Source organism: Nonomuraea sp. NPDC003754 (assembly GCF_053605785.1).
The window spans coordinates 155,323-179,024 of record NZ_JBSGJX010000011.1; the positions used below are offsets into that span (position 1 = coordinate 155,323).

The window sequence follows — 23,702 nt, forward strand, 5'->3', positions numbered from 1 at the left end:
GAGGAACCGATGGCCGTCATCCCGGCACTCCCCGCTCGCGCACATCCGGGGTGAGCTCCGTTGCCCCGTGATCCCAGCGAGCCGCGCGCTCTCGCGGCTCGACGAACCGTTGCCGGGAGGGTGTATGGCATGGCTCGGCCTGCCCTCGGTTGACACGCTGCTCGACCTGGTCCCCGAACCGGTGCGCGGCTTCATTCCACGACCTCGCCGGGTACAGCCGTGCGCGGGCGGGGTCCGCATCGAGTTGCGGCGCGTCGGCGGGCCGGGAAGCGAGCGGTTCGCGCGCGCCCTCGAGGAGCGGCTGCGCGCGGCGGGCGCCGGGCGCGCCGAGGTGAACGGGGCGCTCGGCTGCGTGTTCGTCGGATGCGACATCACCACGGTCGACATGGACAAACTCCTGGCGCTGGTGGAAGAGCTCGACACGGACGGGCGGACCCCTGGCACGACCGCGGACAAGACGGCGGACGGCAGTGCGGACGGCAGCGTGGACGGCAGCGTGGACGGCAGTGCGGACGGCAGCGTGGATGAGAGCGCTGACGACAGCGCGGAGGAGGGGCCGGCGGCCACCCGCGTGCTCGACGGCGTCGAACAGCAGGCCCGCGCCGCGGTCAGCCTCGGCCTGCACCTCGTCGGAGCCGGAGTGGCGCTGGCCGGCCAGGCCGCGCGCCTGCCGAGGCTGCACGCGGCGGTGCCGCCCTTCCTGGCGCTGGCCGAGGACACCCCGCGGATCCGCCACGAGCTGGAGCAGCGCCTCGGCAAGCACGCCGTGGACACGGTGCTGACCGCGACCAGGGTCGTCTCCCAGACGCTGGCCGGGCGGCCCCTGTCGCTGCTGGTCGACGCCGTCGCCGCGGCGGGCCGCTACGTCGACGCGCGGGCCGGGCTTCGGGCCTGGGCGCTGCGCGAGGAGGGGTTCGCCGCCGAGCAGGGCGCCTACCGCCATCTCAGGACAGCGGCGACCGCCCGCCCGGTTCCGCTCCCCCACGGGCCCGTCGAGCGCTACGCCGACGCGGCCAGCGCGGCCTCGGTGGTGGCGCACAGCGTGACCACGGCCATCAGCCAGGACCACCAGCGGGGACTGTCCGTGCTCATCACCGGGGCGCCCAAGGCCGCGCGCCTCGGCAGGGACGCCTTCACCAGCGCCGCCCTGCGTGCCCTGGCGGGACGCGACACGATCGTGCTGGATCGCCACGCGCTGCACCGCATGGATCGCATCGACATGGTCGTCCTGGACGCCGACGTGCTCGTCTCCGGCGCCTGGACGGTCGACAGCGTCGTCCCGCTCGCCCAGGACGTGGACACGGACGACCTGCACGCCAGGCTCTACACCCTGCTCGACCTGACCGATCCCGCGGCCAGGTGCGAGCACGACGGGTGGACCGCCGTGCCGTACGAGGAGGCGGAGGGGCCGGTCGCGGCGGCCGTCGGGCCCGCCCGCCTGGCTGAGTGGCGCGAGCAGGGGATCCGGGCCGTCGTGGTGGCCGAGCGTGAGGTCCCGCGGGCCCTGGTCGGCCTGGCCAGGGAGTTGCACCCGCTGGCCGAAGCCGTGGTCGCGGCGCCGGACGGCGTCTGCGAGGTGGTCCTGGCCGGCGGGGACACGGGCTTCGCCCGCCGGCTCGGCGTGGAGCGGACCGTCGCCGGCGGGTCCCGGCTGGCCGCCTCGGTCCGCGCGCTCCAGCTCGAGGGGCACGCCGTGGCCGTGGTGTCCCAGCGCGCGCGCCGCGGCCTGAGCCAGGCCGACCTGGGCATCGGGGTGCTCGGACGGCCGCGGCGGGTCCCCTGGGACGCGGACGTGATCGGCGAGCTCGACGGGGTGCACCTGCTGCTCCAGTGCCTGCCGTACGCCAGGAAGGCGAGCACGCGAAGCGTGCGGGTGGCCGCCGCGGGAGCCGTCGCGGGGGCGGGACTGGCGTTCCTGGTGCCGCAGCCGGTCGCCGTCCGGCAGGCCCACCTGGTGCGCGACTGCACCTCCCTGGCCGCGCTGGTCGTCGGGGAGTGGGCGGGACGTCACATGGAGCGCCGGCTGCCGCCGATCCAGGCCGACCACACGCCCTGGCACGCCATGGCGGTGCGCGACGTGCTGGCCCGGCTGCGCACCTCGCCCGGCGGCCTGACCGAGACGGAGGCGGCCCGGCGCCGCCGGAAGGCGCCGCGACGGCAGGCGGCCGGCCCGACGTCCCTGGTGGGCGCGTCGCTGCACGAGCTGGCCAACCCGCTGACTCCGGTCCTGGCCGCGGGCGCCGGTCTGTCGGCCGTCGTCGGCTCGGCGCTGGACAGCGTGCTCATCGGCGGCGTGATGGTCGTCGACGCGCTCATCGGCGGCGCCCAGCGGCAGGGCGCCGACCGGGCGCTGCGCCGCCTCACCGAGGCCACCGCCGTGCGGGTACGGCTGCGCCGGCCCGGCGGCGGCATGACGGGCGTCGCCGACGACCTGGTGCCGGGGGACGTGATCGAGCTGCGGGCCGGCGACGCCGTACCCGCCGACTGCAGGCTCATCCAGGAGACCGGCCTCGAGCTGGACGAGTCGGTCCTCACCGGCGAATCGCAGCTCGTCGCCAAGACGGCGGCGCCGACCGCGGCGCGCGCCGTCGCGGACCGTGCCTCGATGGTGTACCAGGGGACGACCGTCGCGGCCGGCCATGGCCTCGCCGTGGTCGTGGCCACCGGCGAGGCGACCGAGGCGGGCAGGACCGCCAGGCTGGCCCGCGAGCGGCCGCCGGACAGCGGGGTGGAGCTGCGGCTTCGCGAGCTGAGCAGCAGGATCCTGCCCGCCGCGGTCGGCTCCGGGGTGGTCCTGATGGTCGTCGAGATGGTCCGCGGCTCGCGGCTGGCGCAGGCGGTGGCGCCCGCGGTGAGCATGATGGTGGCCGCGGTCCCCGAGGGGCTGCCGTTCGTCGCCACCGTGGCCGAGCTCGCCTCGGCCAAGCGGCTGTCGGCGCGCAACACGCTCGTCCGCAACCCGTCGACGATCGAGGCGCTGGGCCGGGTCGACGTGCTCTGCTTCGACAAGACGGGAACCCTGACCGAGGGGCACATCAGCCTGCGCAGGGTGTCGAACGGGTGGTCCGAGGAGGCGCTGGAGGCGGCGACGCCGGCGCTGCGGGAGATCGTCGCCGCGGCGCTGCGCGCGGGACCGCGGTTCGGCGGCGGGCGGGCCATTCCCCATCCCACGGACCGGGCCGTGGTCGAGGGGGCCGCCCGGCTGGGGGTCACCGCGCGGAACGGGCTGGCGCGCTGGGAGCGGGTCGACGAACTGCCCTTCGAACCGGGGCGCGGCTACCACGCGGTCCTCGGCCTGTCGGAGTCCGGTCATCTGCTGAGCGTCAAAGGCGCTCCCGAGGTCGTGCTCACCCGCTGTGCCGACCTGGTCCGCGGGGGCCGGCGGGTCCCGTTGGACCCGGCGGCCAGGCGGGCGCTGGAGAAGGAGGTGGACCGGCTCGCGCTGCAGGGCTACCGCGTGCTCGCGGTCGCCGAACGGCCGGCCTCCAGCCGCGCCGACCTCGACGAGTCCCGCATCGAACGCCTTTCCTTCCTGGGTTTCCTCGGTCTGGCCGACCCCGTGCGGCCGACGGCCAAGCGCAGCGTGGAAGGACTGATGCGGGCGGGCGTCCGCGTGGTCATGATCACCGGCGACCATCCCAGCACGGCCGAGGCGATCGCCGCCGAGATCAACGCCCTGAACGGCGGGCGCGTCCTGACCGGCCCCGAGCTCGACGGCCTGGACGACGCGGCCCTGGGCGCGGCGCTGCCGGACGTGGCGGTCTTCGCCCGGGTCACCCCCGAGCACAAGGCGCGGATCGTGACCAGCCTGCGCCGGACGGGAAGGGTGGTGGCCGTCACCGGCGACGGCGCCAACGACGTGCCGGCCATCCGGCTCGCCGACGTCGGTGTCGCCCTCGGACCCCGTGCGACTCCCGCCGCCAGGGCCGCCGCCGACATCGTCGTGATCGACGACCGGATCGAGACGATCATCGACGCGATCGTCGAGGGCAGGGCCATGTGGGGCTCCGTCCGCGACGCGCTGGGCATCCTGCTCGGCGGCAACATCGGAGAGATCGCTTTCACCCTCGGCTCGAGCCTGCTCACCAGGCGCAGCGCGCTGAACGCCCGCCAGTTGCTGCTGGTCAACCTGCTCACCGACATGCTGCCGGCGATGGCGGTGGCCGTCCGGCCGCCCGGCGCCGCCAGTCCGGAGGCGCTGCTGGCGGAGGGGCCCGAGGCGTCGCTCGGCGCCGCGCTGACGCGGGACATCTACCTGCGCGCGGCCACCACGGCCGCGGCGGCGACCGCGGCCTGGATCCTCGCCCGCATGACCGGCACCCGTAGCCGCGCGGACACAGTCGGGCTGGTGGCCCTGGTCGGCGCCCAGTTGCTGCAGACGCTGGCGCTGGGCAGCAGGGACCGGGTGGTGGTGCTGGCCTCGGTGTCGTCGCTGGCGGCGCTGGGCATGATCGTCTCGGTCCCCGGCCTCAGCCAGTTCTTCGGGAACCGGCCGATCGGGCCGCTCGGCTGGGGCATCGGGCTCGGGTGCGCGGCGCTCGCGGTGCTGCTGGCCACGGTGATCGAAAGCCTGGGGCGGAAACGTTCTGGACAGTTCACCTGACCGTCATCCGAACGACACCCGAACACGGAAATTTATAGCGAAATATGCCTATAACAGTGTCTTTCTCCATGTGAGGTAGCAAGTGTCTGATTTCTTGGCTTCCCTGCTTGCCAAGGCCGCCTTCATGCTCCTGGAGGCGCTGATCATGCGCCTCGTCCAGGCCCTGATCGCGTCGATGACCCGACCGGCCGGCCTCCGGCTCGCCTGACACGCCGGTCCGGCCAGAAAGCACCAAGCGGTTCACGGACTGCGATGACGCCCCACGATGACGTTCACCTTCGCCGCGAACCCGCCGATCCCGGAGCCGTACGTGCGGGCCAGCGCGTGGTCGGCATCCGCGCTGGAGGCGAGCAGCATCGCGTACGGCAGGTCCTCGACTGTGGAGCGGTCTCCCGAGCGCAGGTTCGCGATCGAGGCTCGGCCCTGCGCCGCGTACCGGACGTCCTCGCGGGGTGACCTCGACCATGTCGGCTGGCATACCTGCTTGAGCACGATGTACGCCGTCATCGTCTTGGAGAGGCTCGCCGCACGCGCCGATCGGCTTGCTTGCTGAACCGGACGTCGCATCGACTCATCATGCCCCGCAGTGGACCGCGTCCTTGAATGGTCTCCAGCTTCGGCCTGCGTCAGGGGGTCTTCTGCGGCGGGATGAGCAGACGGTCGAGCAGGAGGTGGAGGTACCTGCGGAAGTCGATGGAGGCTTTCCGATCATCGGGGCCGAGGCGGTTGCCCTCGTCGTCGAGTACGTCGCCGCAGCAGAAGCCTTCGACGCACCAGACCATCGTCCAGAGGACGTATCTGAAGTCGGGAGCGTCGTCGATGTGTCCTGCCTCGAGGGCGGGCTGGATGCTCTTGTGGATCTGGGCGTGCAGCGGCCAGACGTAGCGACGCTCGAGGTCGGTGACGTCCTGGGCGTCGAAGAGGCTGCGGTGCGCCCAGAGTGCGGGGATCTGCGGGTTGGCTTGGCAGAAGTCCAGATAGCTGTCGGCCAGCGCATGGATCATCTTGGGGGCGTCGGCGGGGGACAGCGGAGTGAATCGGGCCATGACCGCCTCGATCGCAGCGCGATCAGCCTCGTGGGCACGTTCCATGATGGTCAGGTAGAGGTCCCGCTTGCTCCCCAACAGGGAGGTCACCTTGGCGACGTCGAATCCGGCGGCCTCCGCTATCTGCTGAAGGGAAGTCCCGTCATATCCGAGAGCCGCGAACATGCGGGTCGCAATCTGCAGGATCGCCTCGCGCTGGCCATCGGCAGCAGAGGTCATGAATCGGACGGTATGAATGGAATCCGGCATGGTCAACCATTTGACAGGCAAGGGCAGGCCATCTGCCGGCCAGTTCGTGGAGAATCGGCAACAGCCCAGCGAAGCGAGCGCGTTCGTGACGGCACCGCGGTCGTTGTAGTCGCCGATGTTGGTTCGACGGCCTCTCCGGTCGTAGCCGTGCATCGGCGCATCGACGGTGGCATACCAGGCGTTGACCATCCCGGTGAGGGTCCCTGACGCGCTTGCCCGGCGGCGGCTGTTTCGCCGCCGCGGTGGAAGCGGACGCTCGGCTACCGGGCAGGTTGACCTGCTGCCCGCCGGGACGCACCTCGCCCTGCGGCTCCGCGGTGAACAGCCCGGCGATGCCGTTACTCACCCAAGAGGCAACCTGGGATATGAATCCTGCCTCGTGGGGGTGACAGGTACCACTGGAAGAGGCGGCGAGCGGCGGTCGGAGCCAACACTCGCGCCAGGCGGGCCAGGGCGGCGGCATCCGTTCCCTCATGCTTGGGCATGATGTTATGCGCCCAATGACGGTAGGTTTATGGCCTTGTCGAACCGTTGTCCAAGACAGGCGTGGCCTCACAGCGGGCATGGAGATGGAATGCATGAATTCATGAGAGGCATGGCCCCCTTGAGCGTTGCCGCGGTAATCGCTGTCGCGGCGGGCTGCGGACAGCGGGACCTCGTCGTCGCAAGCGGCTCCCCTACGTCCCCGGGCGCCAGGACTGGAGGCATGTCTCCTCAGCCCACGATCACCGCGCCTCGCGCGAAGCGCTCGGCCTACTCCTTCGAATTGCAGAAGAGCGACTGGAGCGACACAGATGCCAGCTCTTATAACGCACAGACAGAGCTCGCCGACGGTCGGCGGGTGGCGATGTTTTATGCCGCCGACAAGGGCCTCATGGAGCAACACTTCGATCCAACAGATGGCGGATGGACCAGGCCCGTCTTGCTTTATCGAACGAAGGAACACCCGTGTCAGGGCACCGAATTGGAGGCCAAGGCGGGAACGGTTGCGGCTGTTGCCAACTGGGGAACCTATTGTTTTGACGGCGAACCCCCGCAGGAGTCCGTTGCCATAGTCGGCGCGAGCACACTCGAAAAGTGGGATACGCACCTTACCGAAGGCTTCGACGGCTGGGAGAAGTACTCCATATCGAGTGACGGTGACGTCGTCATGTTTGTCAACGAAGCCTGGAAAAAGAGCCTTAGGTGGAGTCGATCCAAAGGTTTTTCGTGAGCAAACCCTTTTCATCCTTGTCGAAGGCGGGTGCGTGTCCCCGCTGGTGGTCATGAACTGGCCACCAGCGGGGGACTGGTCGCCGTCGGGCAAAGATCGCGGACGGCCGGATACAGGCAGGCCTCTTGGGGTCCCGGTAGCAATGAAGCCTCTGACCTGCGGCGATCCCGGACCCTATGGCTAGAGAGCGTTGAAGGCGGGGGTCTGGCGGATGTCAGCACGATCTTGAGCCTGTGCACGCAGGGCGTCTACCACGGTCCTGCGACGGCTGCTCAGCACCAGGGAGCCCCCTGGAAAGCTCACCTGGCGCGTGAGACCTCCATGCCCTCATCGCCTGGGCCGCAGATCAACCGATCGGATACGCCCTGGCGATCATCGTCAAGCGACCCGGCGATGCACTCATGCAACCGCGAAATGACGTCCCGGCGCGGTGGGCGACACCCTCCGCAGACCGCCCGAACTCATCACCTCCGGCAGGACCATCAGCCCGACCGCATTCACCACCAGGGCGGTAACCGGCTCCGGCGCCCAAGCGACCGCACCGCGACTTTGGGCGTTCGGGAACCAAGCCGGCGCCGGCCGCTTGACGTCCAGGAAGAGTTCGTCGAGGGCGAGGCCCTTGCCGATGTCGGCGACCAGGGTGGCGCCCTGACGGCTGATCCGTCCCGGGGCGAGCCTGCGCCCGCCGCTGAGCACGACCCGCTCGCCTGCAAGGCGCGAGGTCCTGGAACGCAGGGAGTAGACGCCCGCCCGCACCCGCGCCCGCAACCGACCGGTCGCGGGCATGACCTCGTGTACGGCACGCTGTGTGATCGTCCTGAACCGGCGCCGCCTCGGGTGCCCGCGCGTCGTCGTCACCCTGCGTGGCCACGGGGAAGACGGCGTTGGCCGCCGGAGCTCTCGGTGAGGTGAGGGCGGTCGGCCCGCTCGCGGCGCCCGCGTGGCGCGAGCAATGACCGCCAGGGCTCGCCGTCATGCACCGGGGCCTCCCGTCGTGGGACGACTCTCGTTTTGACCTGACCCCCTTGTGAAGGCGATAACACGGAGGTTACTTTTCATCCGATCAATCAACGTCTGGAGCCCCCCACATGAGGCGAAAACTCCGCTTAGCTCCTGCCATCAGCCTCCTTCTCATCGGACCTATGTGTGTCACGCAGCCGGTCGCCGCTGACACGCCGCCCGCGTACGAGCCCACGGTGGAGTCACTGAACAGCCACCCGGTGCCCCGATGGTTCAATGACGACAAGTTCGGCATCTTCATCCACTGGGGCGCCTACTCGGTGCCCGCGTGGGGACCGCGCGGCAGCTACGCCGAGTGGTACTGGAACTACATGAACGCGCGCGGGAGCGCGACGAACGCCCACCACAAAGCCACCTACGGCCAGGACTTCGACTACGACACCTTCCTGCGGCAGTGGAAGGCGGAGAAGTTCGACGCGGCCGACTGGATCAAGCTGTTCAAGGACGCCGGCGCCAAGTACTTCGTCCTCACCTCCAAGCACCACGAGGGCATGGCCCTGTGGGACAGCAAGGTCAGCGGACGTGACAGCGTCGACCTCGGGCCGGGCCGCGATCTGGCCAAGGAGCTGTTCGACGCGGCGCGCAAGGACGAGGCCAAGCTGAAGGCCGGCTTCTACTACTCGCTCTACGAGTGGTACAACCCCGCCTACACCGGACGGCCGGCGACCAACCCCTACACGGGCGCGGCGATTCCCTACACCGGAGCGCCGAGCGGGGTCGACTACGTCAAGGACTACATGCTCCCGCAGATGCGCGAGCTCATCGACGGCTACGACCCCGACATCATCTGGTGCGACGGCCAGTGGGAGAAGCCGGCCTCCTACTGGAACACCGCGGGGGTGCTGGCCGACTACTACAACAAGGCGGTCAAGAGCGGCAAGGAAGTCGCGGTCGCCAACCGGTGCAAGATCCAGAGCGGCAACCTCGACAGCCCCGAGCTGGACTTCCAGACCCCTGAGTACACCGTCAAACCGGACATCGACCCGGTCAAGTGGGAGTCCAGCCGCGGCATCGCGCACTCCTACGGCTACAACCAGAACGAGCCGGAGGAGGACCACCTGACCTCCGACCAGCTCGTGGACTCGCTCGTGGACATCGTCAGCAAGAACGGCAACCTGCTGCTCGACATCGGCCCGAAGGCCGACGGCACGATCCCCGAGATCCAGCGGCAGCGGCTGCTGGACATCGGGGCCTGGCTCAAGGCCAACGGCGAGGCGATCTACGGCACCACGTACTGGAACCGGGCCGAGGAGAAGGGCGGCCCCGACGACGTCCGCTACACGGTGAAGGACGGCACCCTGTACGCCACGGCGCTGACCTGGCCGGGCGAGCAGCTCACACTGGGCGCCGACCTGCCGGTGAACCACAGCACCCGCATCACCATGCTCGGCTCCGGCGCGCCCCTGTCGTGGAGCCGCGACGAGCGGGGCCGCGTCGTGGTGGACACGCCGGAGCAGACCGGGCAGCACGCCTTCGTCTTCAAGATCGAGACGCCGGGCGTGCGCAGCCTGCTGCGCACCTCCTCCAGCCTGGCCAAGGAGATCGCCGCCGATCAGACGATCACCGGTGAGCTCACGGTCACCAACCCCGGCAAGCGGCACGCCCCTGCCACCGCGCTCTCCCTCGCCGCGCCGCGGGGCTGGACGGCCACGCTCGGGGCGACCGGCGTGCGCCCGCTCGGCCCCGGCGAAAGCGTGACCGTGCCGATCAGCGTGCGCGCCCCGGCGGGAACGCCTCCCGGGGAGTACCCGCTTGAGCTGCGCCAGCGCACCGGACGCTTGGAGACCACCACCACCCTGCCCCTGACGGTCAACCGGCCCAACCTCTCGCTCGGCAAACCGGCCACGCAGAAGAGCACCGGCTACGACGCCCCGGCCTCCCGGGCCGTCGACGGCGACACCGACGGCAACTGGGGCGCCGGAACGACGACGCACACCGCCGAGCCGGAGAAGCAGGCCTGGTGGCAGGTCGATCTCGGCGCCTCGGCCGCGCTCGACAGCGTGGACATCTGGAACCGGCTCGACTGCTGCGCCGACCGGCTGAAGGACTTCTGGGTGATGGCCTCCGACCAGCCGTTCACCACCGACGACCTGGACCAGGCCCGCACCGCGCCCGGCGTGACCGCCGTGCACGTCAGCGCCCAGGCCGGGTCGCCGAGCAAGATCAAGCTGCCCGAGGGCACCAGAGGCAGGTACGTCAGGATCCAGCTCGCCTCGCCGTCCAACCCGCTGTCCCTGGCCGAGGTCCAGGTCAGAGGCTAGGACCCGGCTTCGTCAGGACCGAGCGGGCGGGACCGGCCTGTCCGCTCGGTACGGCCGGCCGGTCCTACCGGTGGTCGGCGACGTAGGTGTCGAAGAAGGCGAAGGTGCGCTGCCACGCGTCGTCGGCCGCCGGGCGGACGAGGCCGTGACGCAGCGGGAAGGCCGCCAGTTTCGCCACCGGGTGATGGCCGTCGGTCATGAACGAGTGACCGGCGCTCGGATAGATCTCGACGTCGTGCTCGATGCCGAGCGCCCGCATGTGCTCCTGCAGCCGCGCGCCCTGCGACCGGAAGCCCAGGTCACGGCCACCGTAGGAGCCCACGACCGGACACACCGACCGCAGCTGTTCCTGGTCGCGGGGAACCACGCCGTAGTTCACCGACACGGCACGCACACCGGGCGGCGCGCTCGCGGCGTACGCGAGGGCGAACCCGCCGCCCATGCAGAACCCGATCACACCGAGCCGGTCGCCGTCGACGCCGTCGTGGCCGGCCAGCCATTGCCGGGTCGCGTCGATGTCGGCGGCCGGACGGCCCGGCCTGCCGGTCGCGAGCTGGTGCATGGCCCGGGTCAGGCACCCGATCCTGCTCCCGTGGCTGTACAGATCCGGTAGGACGGCCGCGTACCCATGGGCGGCGAACAGGTCCACGACATCCAGCATGTCCGGTTCGACGCCGTAGGCCTCGTGCACGACCACCGCCCCCGGCCATCCGGCCGCCGGTGCCGGCCCCTCCGGCAGTGCCACCGTCGCGGCCAGCGAGCTGCCGTCCGGTAACGGGATGCGCGCGTGTTGTCTCCTCATGGGCAGCCCTCCGCCGACCCGGTCACAGGAGACGTAACGTAACAGGTCGTCACGGGTGCCGCGGAAGGCGGGCTTCGGCGGCCGCACCGTCATGTCGCTTCACGCCGGCGGTCGACGCGCGGCCGGGCGTAGCCCCTGCGCCGACACGGTCTCTTCGGCGTCGGCCACGGCGCCGGAGCGGTCGACGACAGCGGGACATCGCCGCCCGGCCCTGGCCGCTCATTCCGGACAGCAGCACCCCGCCGACCCGCTGGATCCCGTCGTGCCCTCGCCCTTCGCGACGCTGGGCCGCGGCCGGGAGCCGGTGGAACCGGGGTCGGTGGAGCCAGGGCCGGTGGAGCCGGGGTTGTCCTTGCCGTCGTCGCCGGTGCCGGTGGCCGCGGCGATCTTGTCCAGCCATCCCTGCGCCGGCCCTGCGTCGTCGTACTCGTCGTGCCAGTTCCACCACTCGTACGGCCGGCTCTGCGGGTAGCCCTCGGGTGAGTCCTCCCACTCCTCCTGCCGCCCGAGCGCGGTCATGTCGAGGTAGCTCCAGGTGCTGCCCAGCGCCTCGTCCCCGCGGTTGTTGATGAAGTAGGTACGGAACACGCCGTCGCCGTCGCGGATGAACGCGTTCGTGCCATGCCATTCGTCCACGCCGAAGTCGGCGTCGAACGCGTCGGTCATGGTGTACCAGGGCATCGTCCAGCCCATCCGCGCCTTCACCCGTTCGATGTCCTGCTGCGGCGCGCGCGAGGCGAAGACGAGCGTGGTGTCGCGGGCGTTCAGGTGCGCGAGGTGGGCGACCTGGTCGGCCACCAGGGAGCAGCCGCGGCAGGCGTGGTCGGGCCAGCCGAACACGCCGGGCTCGAAGAAGGCGCGGTAGACGATCAGCTGGCGACGGCCCTCGAACAGGTCGAGCAGGCTCGCCCTGCCCCCGGGCCCTTCGAAGGTGTACTCCTTCTCCACCGCCAGCCACGGCATCCGCCGCCGCTCCGCGGCCAGCGCGTCCCGGGCGCGGGTCATCTCCTTCTCCTTCACGAGCAGCTGCTGTCGCGCTGCCTCCCACTCCTGCGGCGTGACGATCGGTGGGGTCTTCATCGTGCTCTCCTCCTTCTGGTTCGGGCCCACTCTCACGGGCCGAGCACGCGAGCCGCTTTCACCGCCCCTGACGGGCCGCCGCCTCTTCGGCGGGCAGGCGCGGGCGGTCGCGGCTCTCGGGCCGCCCGCGCCGGTGGTGATCAAGCCCTGCGGGCTGCTGTCGATGGAGAAGCCGAGCCAGGGAAACCTTCCCAGGGAACGGCCTCCGTCACCCGGAGCCCGTGATCAGGCCTGCTGTCCCCTTTCGCGGGATGGGGCTGTGGCGGGCCCGCCGGCGTCCCGGTCGAGGTGGTCCTTCAACGCCTCCAGCGGGCTGTCCCAGTCGCGCGCCAGCGCGGCCAGGAACTGCTGGGCCACCTGCATCGGCGCGGAGCGAAGCCGGTAGCGCACCCGGCGCCGCTCCCCTGGCTCGGCCGTGACCAGACCCACCTCGGCCAGCAGGGCCAGGTGCTTGGCGATCGCCTGCCGCGTGATCGGCAGCCGATCGGCCAGGTCCGTGGCCGTGGCCGGCCCTCCTGAGGCCAGCGCGGCCAGGATGGCGCGCCGGCTCGGGTCGGCCAGGGCGATGAAGACCTGTTCGGCGACCGCCTCGACGTCAGGCGGCATCGAGGTATTCGACAAGCTCACCCAGCTCGCTCGCCCACCCGTGGGTGTTGGAGTCGTACGCCTTGCGGTAGGCGTCCTCGGGCAGCTGGGCGAAACCGGTCTCGACCACCGTCAGCCGCGTGCCCGCGCCGACCGGTTCGAGCGTGAACTCGACATAGGTACGGCGCGGATCGTCCTCGGGCAGCCCGTGGATGTGCCAGGTGAAGCCGAAGACCGTCGGCTCCTCCACCCGTTCCACGCGCAGGTCGACCGTGGCTCCGCCGGCCCACCTCAGCTGGGCCGGCCCGCCCGGACTCAGGTCGATCGTCGCCTCGTCGCCGAACCAGGAGCCGAGACCCTCGGCCGTGGTGAGCGCCGCCCAGACCTTGCTCGGCGGGTGAGCGACCTCCAGGGTCCGCTCGATGCGATCAGGAAAACCCATGAGACCCTCCCACAAGTAGCAACCGAACAGTTGCGACACTATAGCAATCGACTGGTTGCGTCAATGGGCGCCCCGAGGGCGGCCGACCGTACGGCCGGGCTAGGCCACGTGCCCGTCGAGGCCCGCGAAGAACGTCCGGATGTCGGCCGCCAGCGGATCGGGGGCCGCCATCGCCAGCATGTGACTGGGGTGCTCGTGGTCCTCCCAGTGCACGATGTCGTTCCCGCGCTCGGCGATCCGGCGGAAGGCCGACGGGCCGCCGTGGGAGACGCCCGTCGGCACCACGTTCTGGTCGATCGGCATGCCCGCCGCGCCCTCGTAGTAGGTCCACGACGACGACCCGCCGGTGCCCGTCAGCCAGTACAGGCTCGCGTTGATGAGCACCAGGTCGCGGTCGATGGGCTCCCGGGGCGCCGCCCCGTCGGGCCAGCCGTCGAACTCCTTGAACCTCTCCACCAGGTAGGCCAGCTGGGCGACCGGCGAGTCCGCCCAGCCGAAGCTGAGCGTCTGCGGCCGCGCGGCCAGGTAAGGCGCGTAGCCGCTGCCTCCCGCGCCGCTCAGCATGCCGGCCAGCCATTCCACGCTAGCCCGCTCCTCCTCCGACAGCCCCTCGAGTTCGGCCGGGTCGCCGGTCGGCATGCCGACGCCGCCGGTGATGTGCACCCCGACCACCCGCTCCGGGGCCAGCGCGCCGAGCTGCGGCGAGACCAGCGCGCCCGCGTCGTTGCCGTGGACGCCGTAGCGCTCGTAGCCCAGCCTGCTCATCAGCTCCGCCCACGTGCGGGCGACCCGCTCGATGCTCCAGGGCCGCTCGTCCGCGGGCTCGGGGAACGGGGAGAACCCGAACCCGGGCAGCGAGGGGGCCACCACGTGGAAGGTCTCCGACAGCGGGCCGAGGAGGTTCGTGAACTCGGCGATCGAGTTCGGCCAGCTGTGCGTGATGATCAGCGGGAGCGCGTCAGGGTCGGCGGACCGGACGTGGAAGAAGTGAACGGTCTGCCCGTCGATCTCGGTGGTGAACTGCGGGAACCGGTTCAGCTTCGCTTCCTGGGCGCGCCAGTCGTACTCCCCCGCCCAGTACTCCACCAAGTCCTTGAGGTACGGCACGGGCACCCCGCGGCTCCACTCGGCGCCCGGCAGGCGGCTGGGCCAGCGGGTGCGGGCCAGCCGGTCGCGCAGGTCGTCCAGGTCGCCCTGCGGGATCTCGATGCGGAAGGGCCGGATGTCGGTCACGTCGTGCGTCATGAAGCCCAAGCTAGACGGCACTGCGGAACGGTTCTTTCCGCAATCGACCGCTGAATCCGGCGCCTGCCCACGACACCCCCGGCACCCTCACACCCGGCATCCCGCACCCCCGGCACCTCCGGCACCCCCGCCCCCGGCACCCCCGGCACCCCGCCCCCGGCACCGCTGGCACCCCCGGCACCCGCACGACCGCGCCGGCGCCCTAGGAGTTTCGCAGCCCGGGTGCCGCTCACCGGTCGGAGATCACATGCGCCAATACTGTCGTTTGTCCCTGTCTCTCACGACGACGCCGAATCTGGCCAGTTCCTTGCGCAGCTCCCGGGCGTCGCCGCCCTTGTCCGCCTTCAGCGCCTTGGCCCGGGCGGCGAGGACGGCGTTCGCCCCGTCGGGGAGGCCGGAGGCGCCGGGCACCCAGAGCCGGTAGGCGTCGTCGTGCGGGTCCGCGTCCGCCCAGCCGTACCCGTGCTTGGTGAAGGCCCTGGACAGGCGTTTCGCGCTCAGGTCGGTCTCTTCCCTCGCGGCCTCCCCGCCGTGGTGGCCGAGCAGGACGAGTTGCTTGCCGTCCTTGAACGCCAGGGCGATGTCACCCCGCTCGACCACCTGGGTCTCGTCCCTGGTGGAGAGCGTCACCTGGGTGTCGGAGACGGTGACCGTCAGGGATTCGTGCAGGGCGGTGAGGCCCAGCAGCAGGCCCGCCAGGGCGCCCACGGCGACGACGCCGACGGTGAGCCCCGGTTCCGGGAACGAGTTGAGCAGCTTGGCCGGGCCCTGGAACGGCGCCCAGGGCAGGGACACCAGCCATCGCGCGAGCAGCTTCACCACCCAGCCGAGGACGGCGCCACCGGCGACGCAGACCAGCATCACGATCAGGGCGGAATCGGCGACGACGGTGGCCTCTGGGTCTTTACCGGCTTTCACGTCATCTGTAGATACCGCCAGCCGAGGCGCGTTGTCCGGCGCATGCCCCGATCGGCGACCAAAGTCCGGAAATCAGCGACTTAAGGAGGGTCGGCGGCACCGATCAGGGGCCGTACGCCGCGAGATCGTAGGCACCCTTGCGCGATCCGTCCGTCATGGGTCTTTTGTCCACATAAGGACTAGTCCTTGCTGGAGCCCCGCTTCCGCCCCCCTGGCAGGGGAAGGCCAGATATCAGCCATGTCGCCGGGGTGTCGGGACGATGCGGGCGACGTTCGGGGAGTGATCATGACAGGACGAACCGGGGGAACCATGAAGGCGTTCGTGATGAAGGAGATCGGACGCGTCGGCTTCATGGACAAGCCCATACCGCGGCCCGGCCCGCTGGACGCCGTCGTACGGACGACCACCGCCCTGATCTGCACGTCGGATTCCCACACGGTCAAGGGCGGCATCGGGCCCCGCGAGAACCTGACGCTCGGCCACGAGGCGGTCGGCGTGGTGCACGAGGTCGGAGAGGAGGTGCGGACCTTCCGGCCCGGCGATCGTGTCCTGGTCGGCGCCATCACCCCTGACTGGGGCGACCTCGCCGCTCAGAACGGGCATCCGTCACAGTCCGGCGGACCGCTCGGCGGGTTCAAGTTCGCCAACTCCAAGGACGGGGTCTTCGCCGAGTATTTCCACGTCAACGAGGCCGACGCCAACATGGCGAAGATACCCGGAGAGGTTTCCGACGAGATGGCGGTCTACTGCGCCGACATGCTCTCGACCGGATTCATGGGCGTCGAGAACGGCCATCTGCCGCTGGGCGGGACGGTGGCCGTTCTCGCTCAGGGCCCGGTCGGACTCATGGCGACCGCGGGAGCCAGGCTCTGCGGCGCCGGCCTCGTCATCGGGGTCGAATCGGTCCCCCGCCGCAAGAAGCTCGCGCAAACCTACGGCGCGGACGCAGTCGTGGACTTCACCCAAGAGGATGTCGTCGAGCGGATCCTCGAACTGACGCAGGGCCAGGGCGTGGACACCGCCATCGAGGCCCTCGGCGCGGACGCGACCTTCCAGACCGCGATCAAAGTCACCAAGCCCGGCGGGACGGTGTCCAACACCGGCTATTACGGTGAAGGCGAATTCGTGCGCATCCCCCGTGTCGAATGGGGAGTCGGCATGGCCGAAAAGACGATCACGACGGGCTTGTGCCCAGGCGGCCGGCTGCGCATGGAGCGACTGCTGCGAATCCTCCAGACGAAACGGCTCGACCCAACCCACATGACGACCCATTCGTTTGATTTCGAGGAGATGGAGCGGGCCTTCGAGGTATCGGACAAGAAACTCGAGGATGTCGTGAAGGTGCTGATCACCTTCTAGGACCGCGACCGGGCGGCGTTTCGCCCTCGCAAGCAGCGGTGCCCTCCGACGGCGCGTCGTACGACGAAAGAGGAACCTGGCATGCTCGATCCCGATCCATCGTTCCGCCCGATCCGCCGGCGGGAGGGCTACCTGCCGCTGGAGGATCTCGGCCTCATCGGGGACGGCACGACCACGGCGCTGGTCGGCCTGGACGGCTCGATCCGGTGGCTCTGCCTGCCCCGCTTCGACAGCGAACCCCTGCTGTGCGGCCTGCTCGATCACGCACGAGGTGGGCACTTCACGCTGACGGTGGAGGATCTGCGGGAGGCCCGGCAGCGCTACGAACCTGACACCGCGGTGCTGGTGACCGAGTTGCGTGGCCCGAGCGGTTCGGTGCGGATCACCGACGCGCTGGCGCTGCGTGCCGGCGCGGATCTCAGCGACGACGCGGGCGCGAGCCGGGCTGAGCTCGTCCGTTCCGTCCAGGTCCTGGACGGGACCGTCCGCGTGTCGGCGGAGCTGTGGCCCCGCGGTGGCGCACAGACCCGGCTTCTGGGCAGCGGCCTGGAGGTACAGGCGTCCCGGCGGCCGGACCTGCGCCTGCATCTGCGTTCCAACCGTCCCCTGACCGGCCTGCACACCGTCCACGACCTGGAACAGGGCGATCGCCTTGATCTCGTGCTGTCCTGGGGTCGTATTCACCGCCACCACCGCTTCGACCCCGAGGCGATGCTGCGAGAGACCGCCGAGGCGTGGCGCCGGTGGATGAGGAACTGCCGCTACAGCGGGCCGGAGGAGCCGCTGGTCCGCCGCGCCGCGATCACGCTCAAGCTGTGCGACGACTGGGTCAACGGCTCGCTGGTCGCCGCCCCTACGTCCTCGTTGCCGGCGCCGATCGGTGGCGTACGCAACTGGGACTACCGCTACACCTGGATCCGGGATGCCGCCTTCGCCGTGTTCGCGCTGCGCCGCATCGGCTTCGACGGCGAGGCCGACGCCTTCCTCGGCTGGGTCCTCGACGCCTTCGAACAGAGCCGCCGGCCGCGGATCATGTACAGCCTCTGCGGCGATCCCGTACCTGAGGAGATCCAGGACGCCGACCTGGAAGGCTACCGGCGTTCCGCTCCGGTGCGATGGGGTAACGGCACGGCTGACCAGCGCCAGCACGACGTTTACGGCGAGGTGCTGGACTGCGCCGACCAGTGGCTGCGCTCCGGGGGTGAGATCCAGCCCGCGCTGTGGACCGGCCTGGCGGAGCTGGCCGACGCCGCCGTGAGTGCGTGGCGGCAGCCGGACCAGGGCATCTGGGAGGTACGCAGCGCGGGCCGCGTCTTCACCTACTCGGCCGGGATGTGCCAGGTGGCCCTGGACCGGGCCGCGTCGATCGGCGAGCGGCTCGGCCTGCCCGGCCAGGTCACGACGTGGCGCGCCACGGCCGGCAAGCTGCGTCAGCTCATCCTGGACCAGTCCTGGAACGAGGACGTGCGGTCCCTGGGCGAACACCTCGACGGCAGCGGCGGGCTGGACGCCAGCCTGCTCGCGCTCCCGCTGCGAAGGGTCATCCCGGCCGACCACCCGCGGATGGCGGCCACCACCGCGGCCATCGCCGAGCGTCTGTCCGCCGGCGACGGACTGCTCTACCGCTACCTGCACGACAACTCGCCCGACGGTCTGCCCGGCGACGAGGGCGCCTTCGTGCTGTGCAGCTTCTGGCTGGTCGAGAACCTCGTCCTGCAAGGCCGTGTCGAACAGGCCGAGGAACTCTACGCGTCACTGTGCGCCCGGGCCGGCCCGCTCGGGCTGCTGCCGGAGCAGATCGACCCGTCGACGGGCACCTTCATGGGGAACTTCCCCCAGGCGTTCAGCCACATCGGCGTCATCGCCGCCGGCGTCCGCCTCGCACGAGCGAAGGAAGGGATGATGACGTGATCAACAGGCTCGTCATCTTCGGCGCCACCGGCGACCTCAACGCGCGCTACCTGCTCCCGGCGCTGGCTGCCCTGCGGACAGCCGGGCACCTGGACGACGGCTTCCAGCTGACCTGCGTGGACCGGGCGGACTGGACCGACGAGGGGTTCCGGCGCTGGGCGGCCGACCAGCTCGGCCGGCACGACCTCTCCTCCCCCGCCGACGCCAGGAAGGCGATCGCGGAGTCCGCCCGCTACCTGCGGGCCGACGCCACCGACGTCACCGACGTCGCTGCGGCCATCGCCGGCGACGGTCCCGTGGCCGTCTACCTCGCCCTCCCTCCAGCGATCTTCCCTGGCACGGTGGCGGCTCTGCGCGGCGCGGGCCTGACACCGGGCAGCCGGATCGTGCTGGAGAAGCCGTTCGGCGAAGATCTGGACAGCGCTGTGGCGCTGAATCGGCTGCTGTCGGAGGTCGTGCCGGAGCAGGCGGTGTTCCGTGTCGACCACTTCCTGGCCATGACGACCGTCCAGAACGTGCTCGGCAGCCGGCTGGCCAACCGTGTGCTGGAGCCGATCTGGAACAGCGCGCACATCTCCGAGGTGGAGATCGTCTGGGACGAGACCCTGACACTGGAAGGCAGGGCGGGCTACTACGACGGCGCAGGGGCGCTGAAGGACATGCTGCAGAACCACCTGCTCCAGGTGCTGTGCCTGGTGGCCATGGAACCACCGCTCAGCCTCGGCGAGCGTGACCTGCGCGACCGGAAGATCGACGTGCTGCGCTCGGTACGCCGTCTCACGGACGACGACGTCGTGCACCGTACCCGCCGCGCCCGTTACCTGGCCGGCCGCGTCGGCGACCGTGACGTTCCGCCCTACGCCGAGGAAGAGGGCGTGGACCCACGGCGAGGTACCGAGACCTTCGCCGAGGTGGAGCTGGAACTCGAAAGCTGGCGCTGGTCCGGCACGGTCTTCCGGCTCCGCACCGGCAAGGCGCTCGAACAGGACCGCAAAGAGGTCGCGGTACGGTTCCGGCCCGCACCACACCTGCCCTTCGGCGACAGCGAGCACGCGCCCAACGTGCTGCGCTTCGGGCTGGAGCCGGAGAGCATGACCCTCGCGCTGACCGGCGTCGGCCCCGGCGGCCATGCCCTTGCCCCGCTCACCCTCACCGCACAGCTGGAGGCCCCCGATCTGCCCGCCTACGGCCGGCTGCTGCTGGACGTCCTGCACGGCAACGCCGCCCTGTCCATCCGCGGCGACGAGGCCGAGGAGTCCTGGCGGGTCCTCGCACCTGTCATGTCGGCCTGGTCCAGGGACCTGGTCCCGCTTCTCGAATACCCGGCCGGATCGGACGGGCCCGCCCGCCCCCAGGAGGTCAGCCCGGCGGGGGCCCGGTCAGGCCGGTGAGGAGTACCTGATGCCATCTCCCCAGGCGGCCTGCGCATCGGCCGAGATCGGCATCGCCCAGACAGGTAGCGGCCTCGTTCCCCGGCCGCTTCCCGCCGCTGAGCCGGACCCGAGCGACGAGCTGCGGCGATGTCCGTATGTGACAGATAACTGTCGTTGCGGCCACTCGGAGGGGCCGGTAACAATCTGCTCATGTCCACCGCGCACCGCGTCGTCATCGCGCTCTTCCCGAACGTCGACCTGCTCGACGTCACCGGCCCGGCCGAGGTGTTCGCCCTGGCCAACCGGATCGGTGGCCGCGCCCTGTACGACGTGCGGCTCGCCGGGCCCCAGGGCGGCCAGGTCACCACGGCCGCCGGGGTGCGACTGGTCGCGGACCTGAGGTTCGACGAGGTCGGCGACGAGGTGGACACCCTGCTGGTCCCGGGCGCCGTGGACGTCACCCCTGACGGGCCGCGCGCCCTGACGGACGCCGAGGTGGTGGCATGGGTGCGGCGGATCGCTCCCTCCACCCGCCGCGTGGCCTCGGTGTGCGTCGGCGCGCACGTCCTGGCCGCGGCGGGGCTGCTGGACGGCCTGACCGCCACCACTCACTGGTCCACCGCCGCGCAACTGGCCGCCGACCACCCGGACGTCACCGTCGACCCCGATCCGATCTTCGTACGGTCCAGTGGCCGGGTGTGGACGGGCGCGGGCATCAGCGCCTGCCTGGACCTGACCCTCGCGCTGGTGGCTGAGGACCATGGCGAGGCGACGGCTCTGGCGGTGGCTCGCGAACTGGTCATGTACCTCAAACGCCAGGGCGGTCAAAGCCAGTTCAGCGTGCCCATGGCCCACGCCGCCTCCGGCCGCCGCGACATCGACGACCTGCGCCTGTGGATCGGCGAGCACCTCGCCGAGGAGCTCACCACGACGGAACTGGCGGCACGGATGGGGCTGAGCCAACGCCAGTTCACCCGCGTGTTCCGGCAGAAGACCGGCACCACCCCCGCCGCCTACATCGAGTCCGCCCGCGTGGAGGTGGCGCGACGGCTGCTGGAGACCACCGACCTGCCGTTGCCGCAGGTCGCGGCCCACAGCGGCCTCGGCTCGGTGGAGACCCTGCACCGCGCCTTCCGGCGCCGCCTGGGCACCGGCCCCGGCTCCTACCGCCGCCGTTTCCACACGGTGGCCTGACCCCCGTTCACCCGTTCACCCGTTCACCGCGCGCCCGACGGCGGCGTGAGCCTGCCCGAACCCCGAAAGGAAACCCCGCCATGAGCACCACCGTCTCCCCCACCCTCCGTCAGGTCGTCGGCCTGCCCACCGACCCGGTGCGCCTGGCCGACGCGACCCTCGTCCTGATCGACTACCAGAACACCTACACCACCGGCGTCATGGCCCTGCCCGCCGCCGATCGGGCTCTTGCGGCCGGCGCCCGCCTGCTGGAGCGCGCCCGCGCCGCCGGATCCCGCGTCGTCCACGTCGTCAACGACGGCGGTCCCGGCACTCCCTACGACATCCGGGCCGAGATCGGCGCCATCAGCCCACGGGTCGCGCCGCGCGACGGCGAACCGGTGGTGGTCAAGACGTTCCCTGACGCCTTCCACCAGACCGGCCTGCACCAGGTCCTGGCCGACCTGAACGCCGGACCCGACCTGATCCTGGCGGGCTTCATGACTCACATGTGCGTCACCTTCACCGCGCAGGGAGCGTTCAACCTGGGCTACCGTCCCACCGTCGTCGCCGACGCCTGCGCCACCCGCCCGCTTTCCGGCCCCGGCGGCGCGCCGCTGTCCGCCGCCACCCTGCACGCCGCCGCCCTGACCACGATCGGTGACCTGTTCGGCGTGGTGGTGCCCACCGCCGATGCCCTGCCCTCCTGACCGACGCTAGCGTGCCGTCCACGCCACGAGTACGGCCGAGGCGGCGCAGGCCCACAGCAGCAGCGAGGCCGCCGTGGTCACCCAGCGCAGTCGCGGTGTCCTGGCCAGGGGCAGCCGCGGCGCCCTCACCAGCCCCACGGCCGCTCCGGCGGCGAGCGACACCGCCGCCAGGACCCACAGCCCCGGCCACACGACGGCCCAGGCGCCCAGCATCCAGGTGATCGCGAGCAGCACCAGCCCGCGCCAGGTCATCGAGATCAGCTTGAGCCGGTCGGGGAGCGGCAGCATGGGGCGCTTCCCGCGACGAACGGCCACCTCCGCGGTGCGGGCGACGGCGAGCAGGCCCAGAACCGTGATGGCGATCAGCGGAAGCCCGCCGGCGAGCGGGTCGGCGTGGGCCGGCGTCCGGACGCCGAGCAGTGCCTCACCGATGTAGGCCACCGAGGCGGAGGAGTTGCCCAGGACGACCACGCCGCGCCCGCTGCGCCGGTCGAGGCCGACGTAGCTGGAGAAGCCGCCCGTGCTGCCGTCGTGCCAGGTGATGGCGCCGGTGGTGCGCCAGCCGTAGCCGATGAAGTCATCGTCGGCGATCTTCCAACGCGGCTCGGTCGCGGACGCCCCCGGCGCGTCGCCCGCGATGGTGGCCGCCAGGTAGCGGGCCAGGTCCTCGGCCGTGCTCCAGCCGCCCGCGCCGGTGGGCGCGTACCCCTCGCTGGGCCAGGGGTCCGCCTCCAGGCCGGAGGTGAGGTAGCCGTGCGCCCGCTGCTCGGGCAGGCGCGCGCTGTCGCTGATCAGGACCGTGTCCCGCATGCCCAGCGGATCGAGGAGACGCTCGCGCAGCAACGCTTCGTAGGTGGTTCCCGCCCGCGCGGCGAGCGCATGGCCGAGGAGGGCGAAGCCGTGGTTGGAGTAGGCGATCTCGCCCCTGCCCACGGGGACCGTGCGCGCGGCGTCGCCGACCACGCGGGCGGTGCTCTGCCCGCGGTAGGGGTTGCCGCCGGTCTCGCCGGCTATCACCGACGAGATGCCGAACGAGGCAGGAAGGCGCGGAACGCCGGAGCGGTGGCCGGCCAGCTCCTCCAGCGATGTCGCCGCCACCGCGGTGCCGCGCAGGGCCGGAACGACCTCGGCGAGGGTGGTCCACGGGCGGACCTCACCCCTGTCCACCATGTCGGCGAGGATCATGGCGGTCATGGTCTTGATGACCGACCCGAACTCGAACAGGGTGCGCGAGGTCACGGGCTTCCCGTCTCGCAGGCGGTCGGTGCCCAGTCCCGCGGTCTTGACGGAGCCGTTCTCGATGCGAGCCACGGCCAGTCCGACGTGGCCGGCCGACGGCAGTGCCGCGTGCCGTACCGCTCCTGCCAGCGCCGGATCACCCGTTGTCTGCGGGCCGAGGTGCGGGCGGGCGGGTACGACCAGGGTGGCCAGCAGCGCCGCGACGGCGGCCGACACCGCGACGACGAGGACGCTTGTCCGTTTCCGGATCACAGGGTGTCCACCTCCGGCCGTCGCCCCCGGGTGCGCGTCACCGCTGCGGAGATCGCGGCCGGCCCGGACGACGGCGGGACGACGTTGCGGGAGGGATGCCAGGCGGGTCCGTCTGGTGGGGCGACAGGGCCCGCCGCGAGGAAGAGCGAGAGCAACGACGACTCCTTGGTTCGAACGATCGAAGCTCACGCTAGGAGCCGCCCATCGCCCGTTCCTCCCC

At 71.1% G+C, this 23,702-nt stretch carries 18 protein-coding genes; 8 read left to right on the forward strand and 10 right to left on the reverse strand.

Annotated features, from left to right (window positions below):
* Positions 1-124 precede the first annotated feature (124 nt).
* On the forward strand, positions 125-4,603 hold the full coding sequence (locus ACWEVS_RS16595; RefSeq protein ID WP_452552152.1) for an HAD-IC family P-type ATPase: 4,479 nt from the start codon (positions 125-127) through the stop codon (positions 4,601-4,603).
* Positions 4,604-4,843: 240 nt separating this feature from the next.
* Here ACWEVS_RS16595 and ACWEVS_RS16600 read toward each other — a convergent pair whose 3' ends face one another.
* Together ACWEVS_RS16600 and ACWEVS_RS16605 are read right to left on the reverse strand one after the other, a co-directional pair.
* Positions 4,844-5,170 carry a hypothetical protein gene (locus ACWEVS_RS16600; protein ID WP_452412824.1) on the reverse strand — a complete coding sequence of 109 codons (327 nt, stop codon included), beginning with the start codon at positions 5,168-5,170 and terminating at the stop codon, positions 4,844-4,846.
* Positions 5,171-5,229: 59 nt separating this feature from the next.
* Positions 5,230-6,087, reverse strand: coding sequence for a TetR/AcrR family transcriptional regulator (locus ACWEVS_RS16605; protein ID WP_452412823.1), 858 nt, complete (start codon positions 6,085-6,087; stop codon positions 5,230-5,232).
* A 385-nt stretch (positions 6,088-6,472) separates the two neighbouring features.
* On the opposite strand from ACWEVS_RS16605, the gene ACWEVS_RS16610 reads away from it, so the two are divergent.
* Positions 6,473-7,111: a hypothetical protein gene (locus tag ACWEVS_RS16610; protein WP_452552153.1), complete on the forward strand. Its 639-nt coding sequence runs from the start codon at positions 6,473-6,475 to the stop codon at positions 7,109-7,111.
* A 399-nt stretch (positions 7,112-7,510) separates the two neighbouring features.
* Here the strand turns inward: ACWEVS_RS16610 and ACWEVS_RS16615 are convergent, their stop codons facing one another.
* On the reverse strand, positions 7,511-7,897 hold the full coding sequence (locus ACWEVS_RS16615) for a hypothetical protein (protein ID WP_452552155.1): 387 nt from the start codon (positions 7,895-7,897) through the stop codon (positions 7,511-7,513).
* A 356-nt stretch (positions 7,898-8,253) separates the two neighbouring features.
* On the opposite strand from ACWEVS_RS16615, the gene ACWEVS_RS16620 reads away from it, so the two are divergent.
* Positions 8,254-10,392, forward strand: coding sequence for an alpha-L-fucosidase (locus ACWEVS_RS16620; RefSeq protein ID WP_452552156.1), 2,139 nt, complete (start codon positions 8,254-8,256; stop codon positions 10,390-10,392).
* Between the two features lie 64 nt (positions 10,393-10,456).
* Here ACWEVS_RS16620 and ACWEVS_RS16625 read toward each other — a convergent pair whose 3' ends face one another.
* The 6 genes from ACWEVS_RS16625 to ACWEVS_RS16650 all read right to left on the reverse strand — a co-directional run bounded on the left by ACWEVS_RS16625 (position 10,457) and on the right by ACWEVS_RS16650 (position 15,464).
* Positions 10,457-11,194, reverse strand: a complete 738-nt coding sequence (locus tag ACWEVS_RS16625) for a dienelactone hydrolase family protein (protein WP_449916477.1) — start codon at positions 11,192-11,194, stop codon at positions 10,457-10,459.
* A 219-nt stretch (positions 11,195-11,413) separates the two neighbouring features.
* The gene (locus ACWEVS_RS16630; RefSeq protein ID WP_452412820.1) at positions 11,414-12,274 is read right to left on the reverse strand and encodes a DUF899 domain-containing protein; all 861 of its coding nucleotides are present in this window, start codon (positions 12,272-12,274) and stop codon (positions 11,414-11,416) included.
* A gap of 225 nt (positions 12,275-12,499) precedes the next feature.
* Positions 12,500-12,880, reverse strand: coding sequence for an ArsR/SmtB family transcription factor (locus ACWEVS_RS16635; protein ID WP_452412819.1), 381 nt, complete (start codon positions 12,878-12,880; stop codon positions 12,500-12,502).
* On the reverse strand, positions 12,870-13,301 hold the full coding sequence (locus ACWEVS_RS16640; protein WP_354913142.1) for an SRPBCC domain-containing protein: 432 nt from the start codon (positions 13,299-13,301) through the stop codon (positions 12,870-12,872). The genes ACWEVS_RS16635 and ACWEVS_RS16640 overlap by 11 nt, the downstream gene beginning before the upstream one ends.
* A gap of 99 nt (positions 13,302-13,400) precedes the next feature.
* Positions 13,401-14,546 (reverse strand): epoxide hydrolase family protein, encoded by a 1,146-nt coding sequence (locus ACWEVS_RS16645; RefSeq protein WP_452552157.1) that lies wholly within the window; start codon positions 14,544-14,546, stop codon positions 13,401-13,403.
* A 243-nt stretch (positions 14,547-14,789) separates the two neighbouring features.
* Complete coding sequence (locus ACWEVS_RS16650; RefSeq protein ID WP_449916487.1) at positions 14,790-15,464, reverse strand: YqeB family protein; 675 nt, start codon at positions 15,462-15,464, stop codon at positions 14,790-14,792.
* 286 nt (positions 15,465-15,750) lie between these two features.
* On the opposite strand from ACWEVS_RS16650, the gene ACWEVS_RS16655 reads away from it, so the two are divergent.
* From ACWEVS_RS16655 to ACWEVS_RS16675, 5 genes are all read left to right on the forward strand, one after another.
* Positions 15,751-16,824: an NAD(P)-dependent alcohol dehydrogenase gene (locus ACWEVS_RS16655; protein WP_452552158.1), complete on the forward strand. Its 1,074-nt coding sequence runs from the start codon at positions 15,751-15,753 to the stop codon at positions 16,822-16,824.
* A gap of 81 nt (positions 16,825-16,905) precedes the next feature.
* Positions 16,906-18,735: a glycoside hydrolase family 15 protein gene (locus ACWEVS_RS16660; RefSeq protein WP_452552160.1), complete on the forward strand. Its 1,830-nt coding sequence runs from the start codon at positions 16,906-16,908 to the stop codon at positions 18,733-18,735.
* A complete protein-coding gene (locus ACWEVS_RS16665) occupies positions 18,732-20,126 on the forward strand; it encodes a glucose-6-phosphate dehydrogenase (protein ID WP_449916494.1) in 1,395 nt (464 codons plus the stop codon). The genes ACWEVS_RS16660 and ACWEVS_RS16665 overlap by 4 nt, the downstream gene beginning before the upstream one ends.
* Positions 20,127-20,318: 192 nt before the next feature.
* A complete protein-coding gene (locus ACWEVS_RS16670) occupies positions 20,319-21,302 on the forward strand; it encodes a GlxA family transcriptional regulator (RefSeq protein WP_452552162.1) in 984 nt (327 codons plus the stop codon).
* Positions 21,303-21,382: 80 nt separating this feature from the next.
* Entirely contained in the window at positions 21,383-21,991 is a 609-nt protein-coding gene (locus ACWEVS_RS16675) for a cysteine hydrolase family protein (protein WP_452552164.1), read from the forward strand.
* Positions 21,992-21,997: 6 nt separating this feature from the next.
* On the opposite strand, the gene ACWEVS_RS16680 is transcribed toward ACWEVS_RS16675, so the two are convergent.
* Positions 21,998-23,482 carry a serine hydrolase domain-containing protein gene (locus ACWEVS_RS16680; protein WP_452552166.1) on the reverse strand — a complete coding sequence of 495 codons (1,485 nt, stop codon included), beginning with the start codon at positions 23,480-23,482 and terminating at the stop codon, positions 21,998-22,000.
* Positions 23,483-23,702 lie beyond the last annotated feature (220 nt).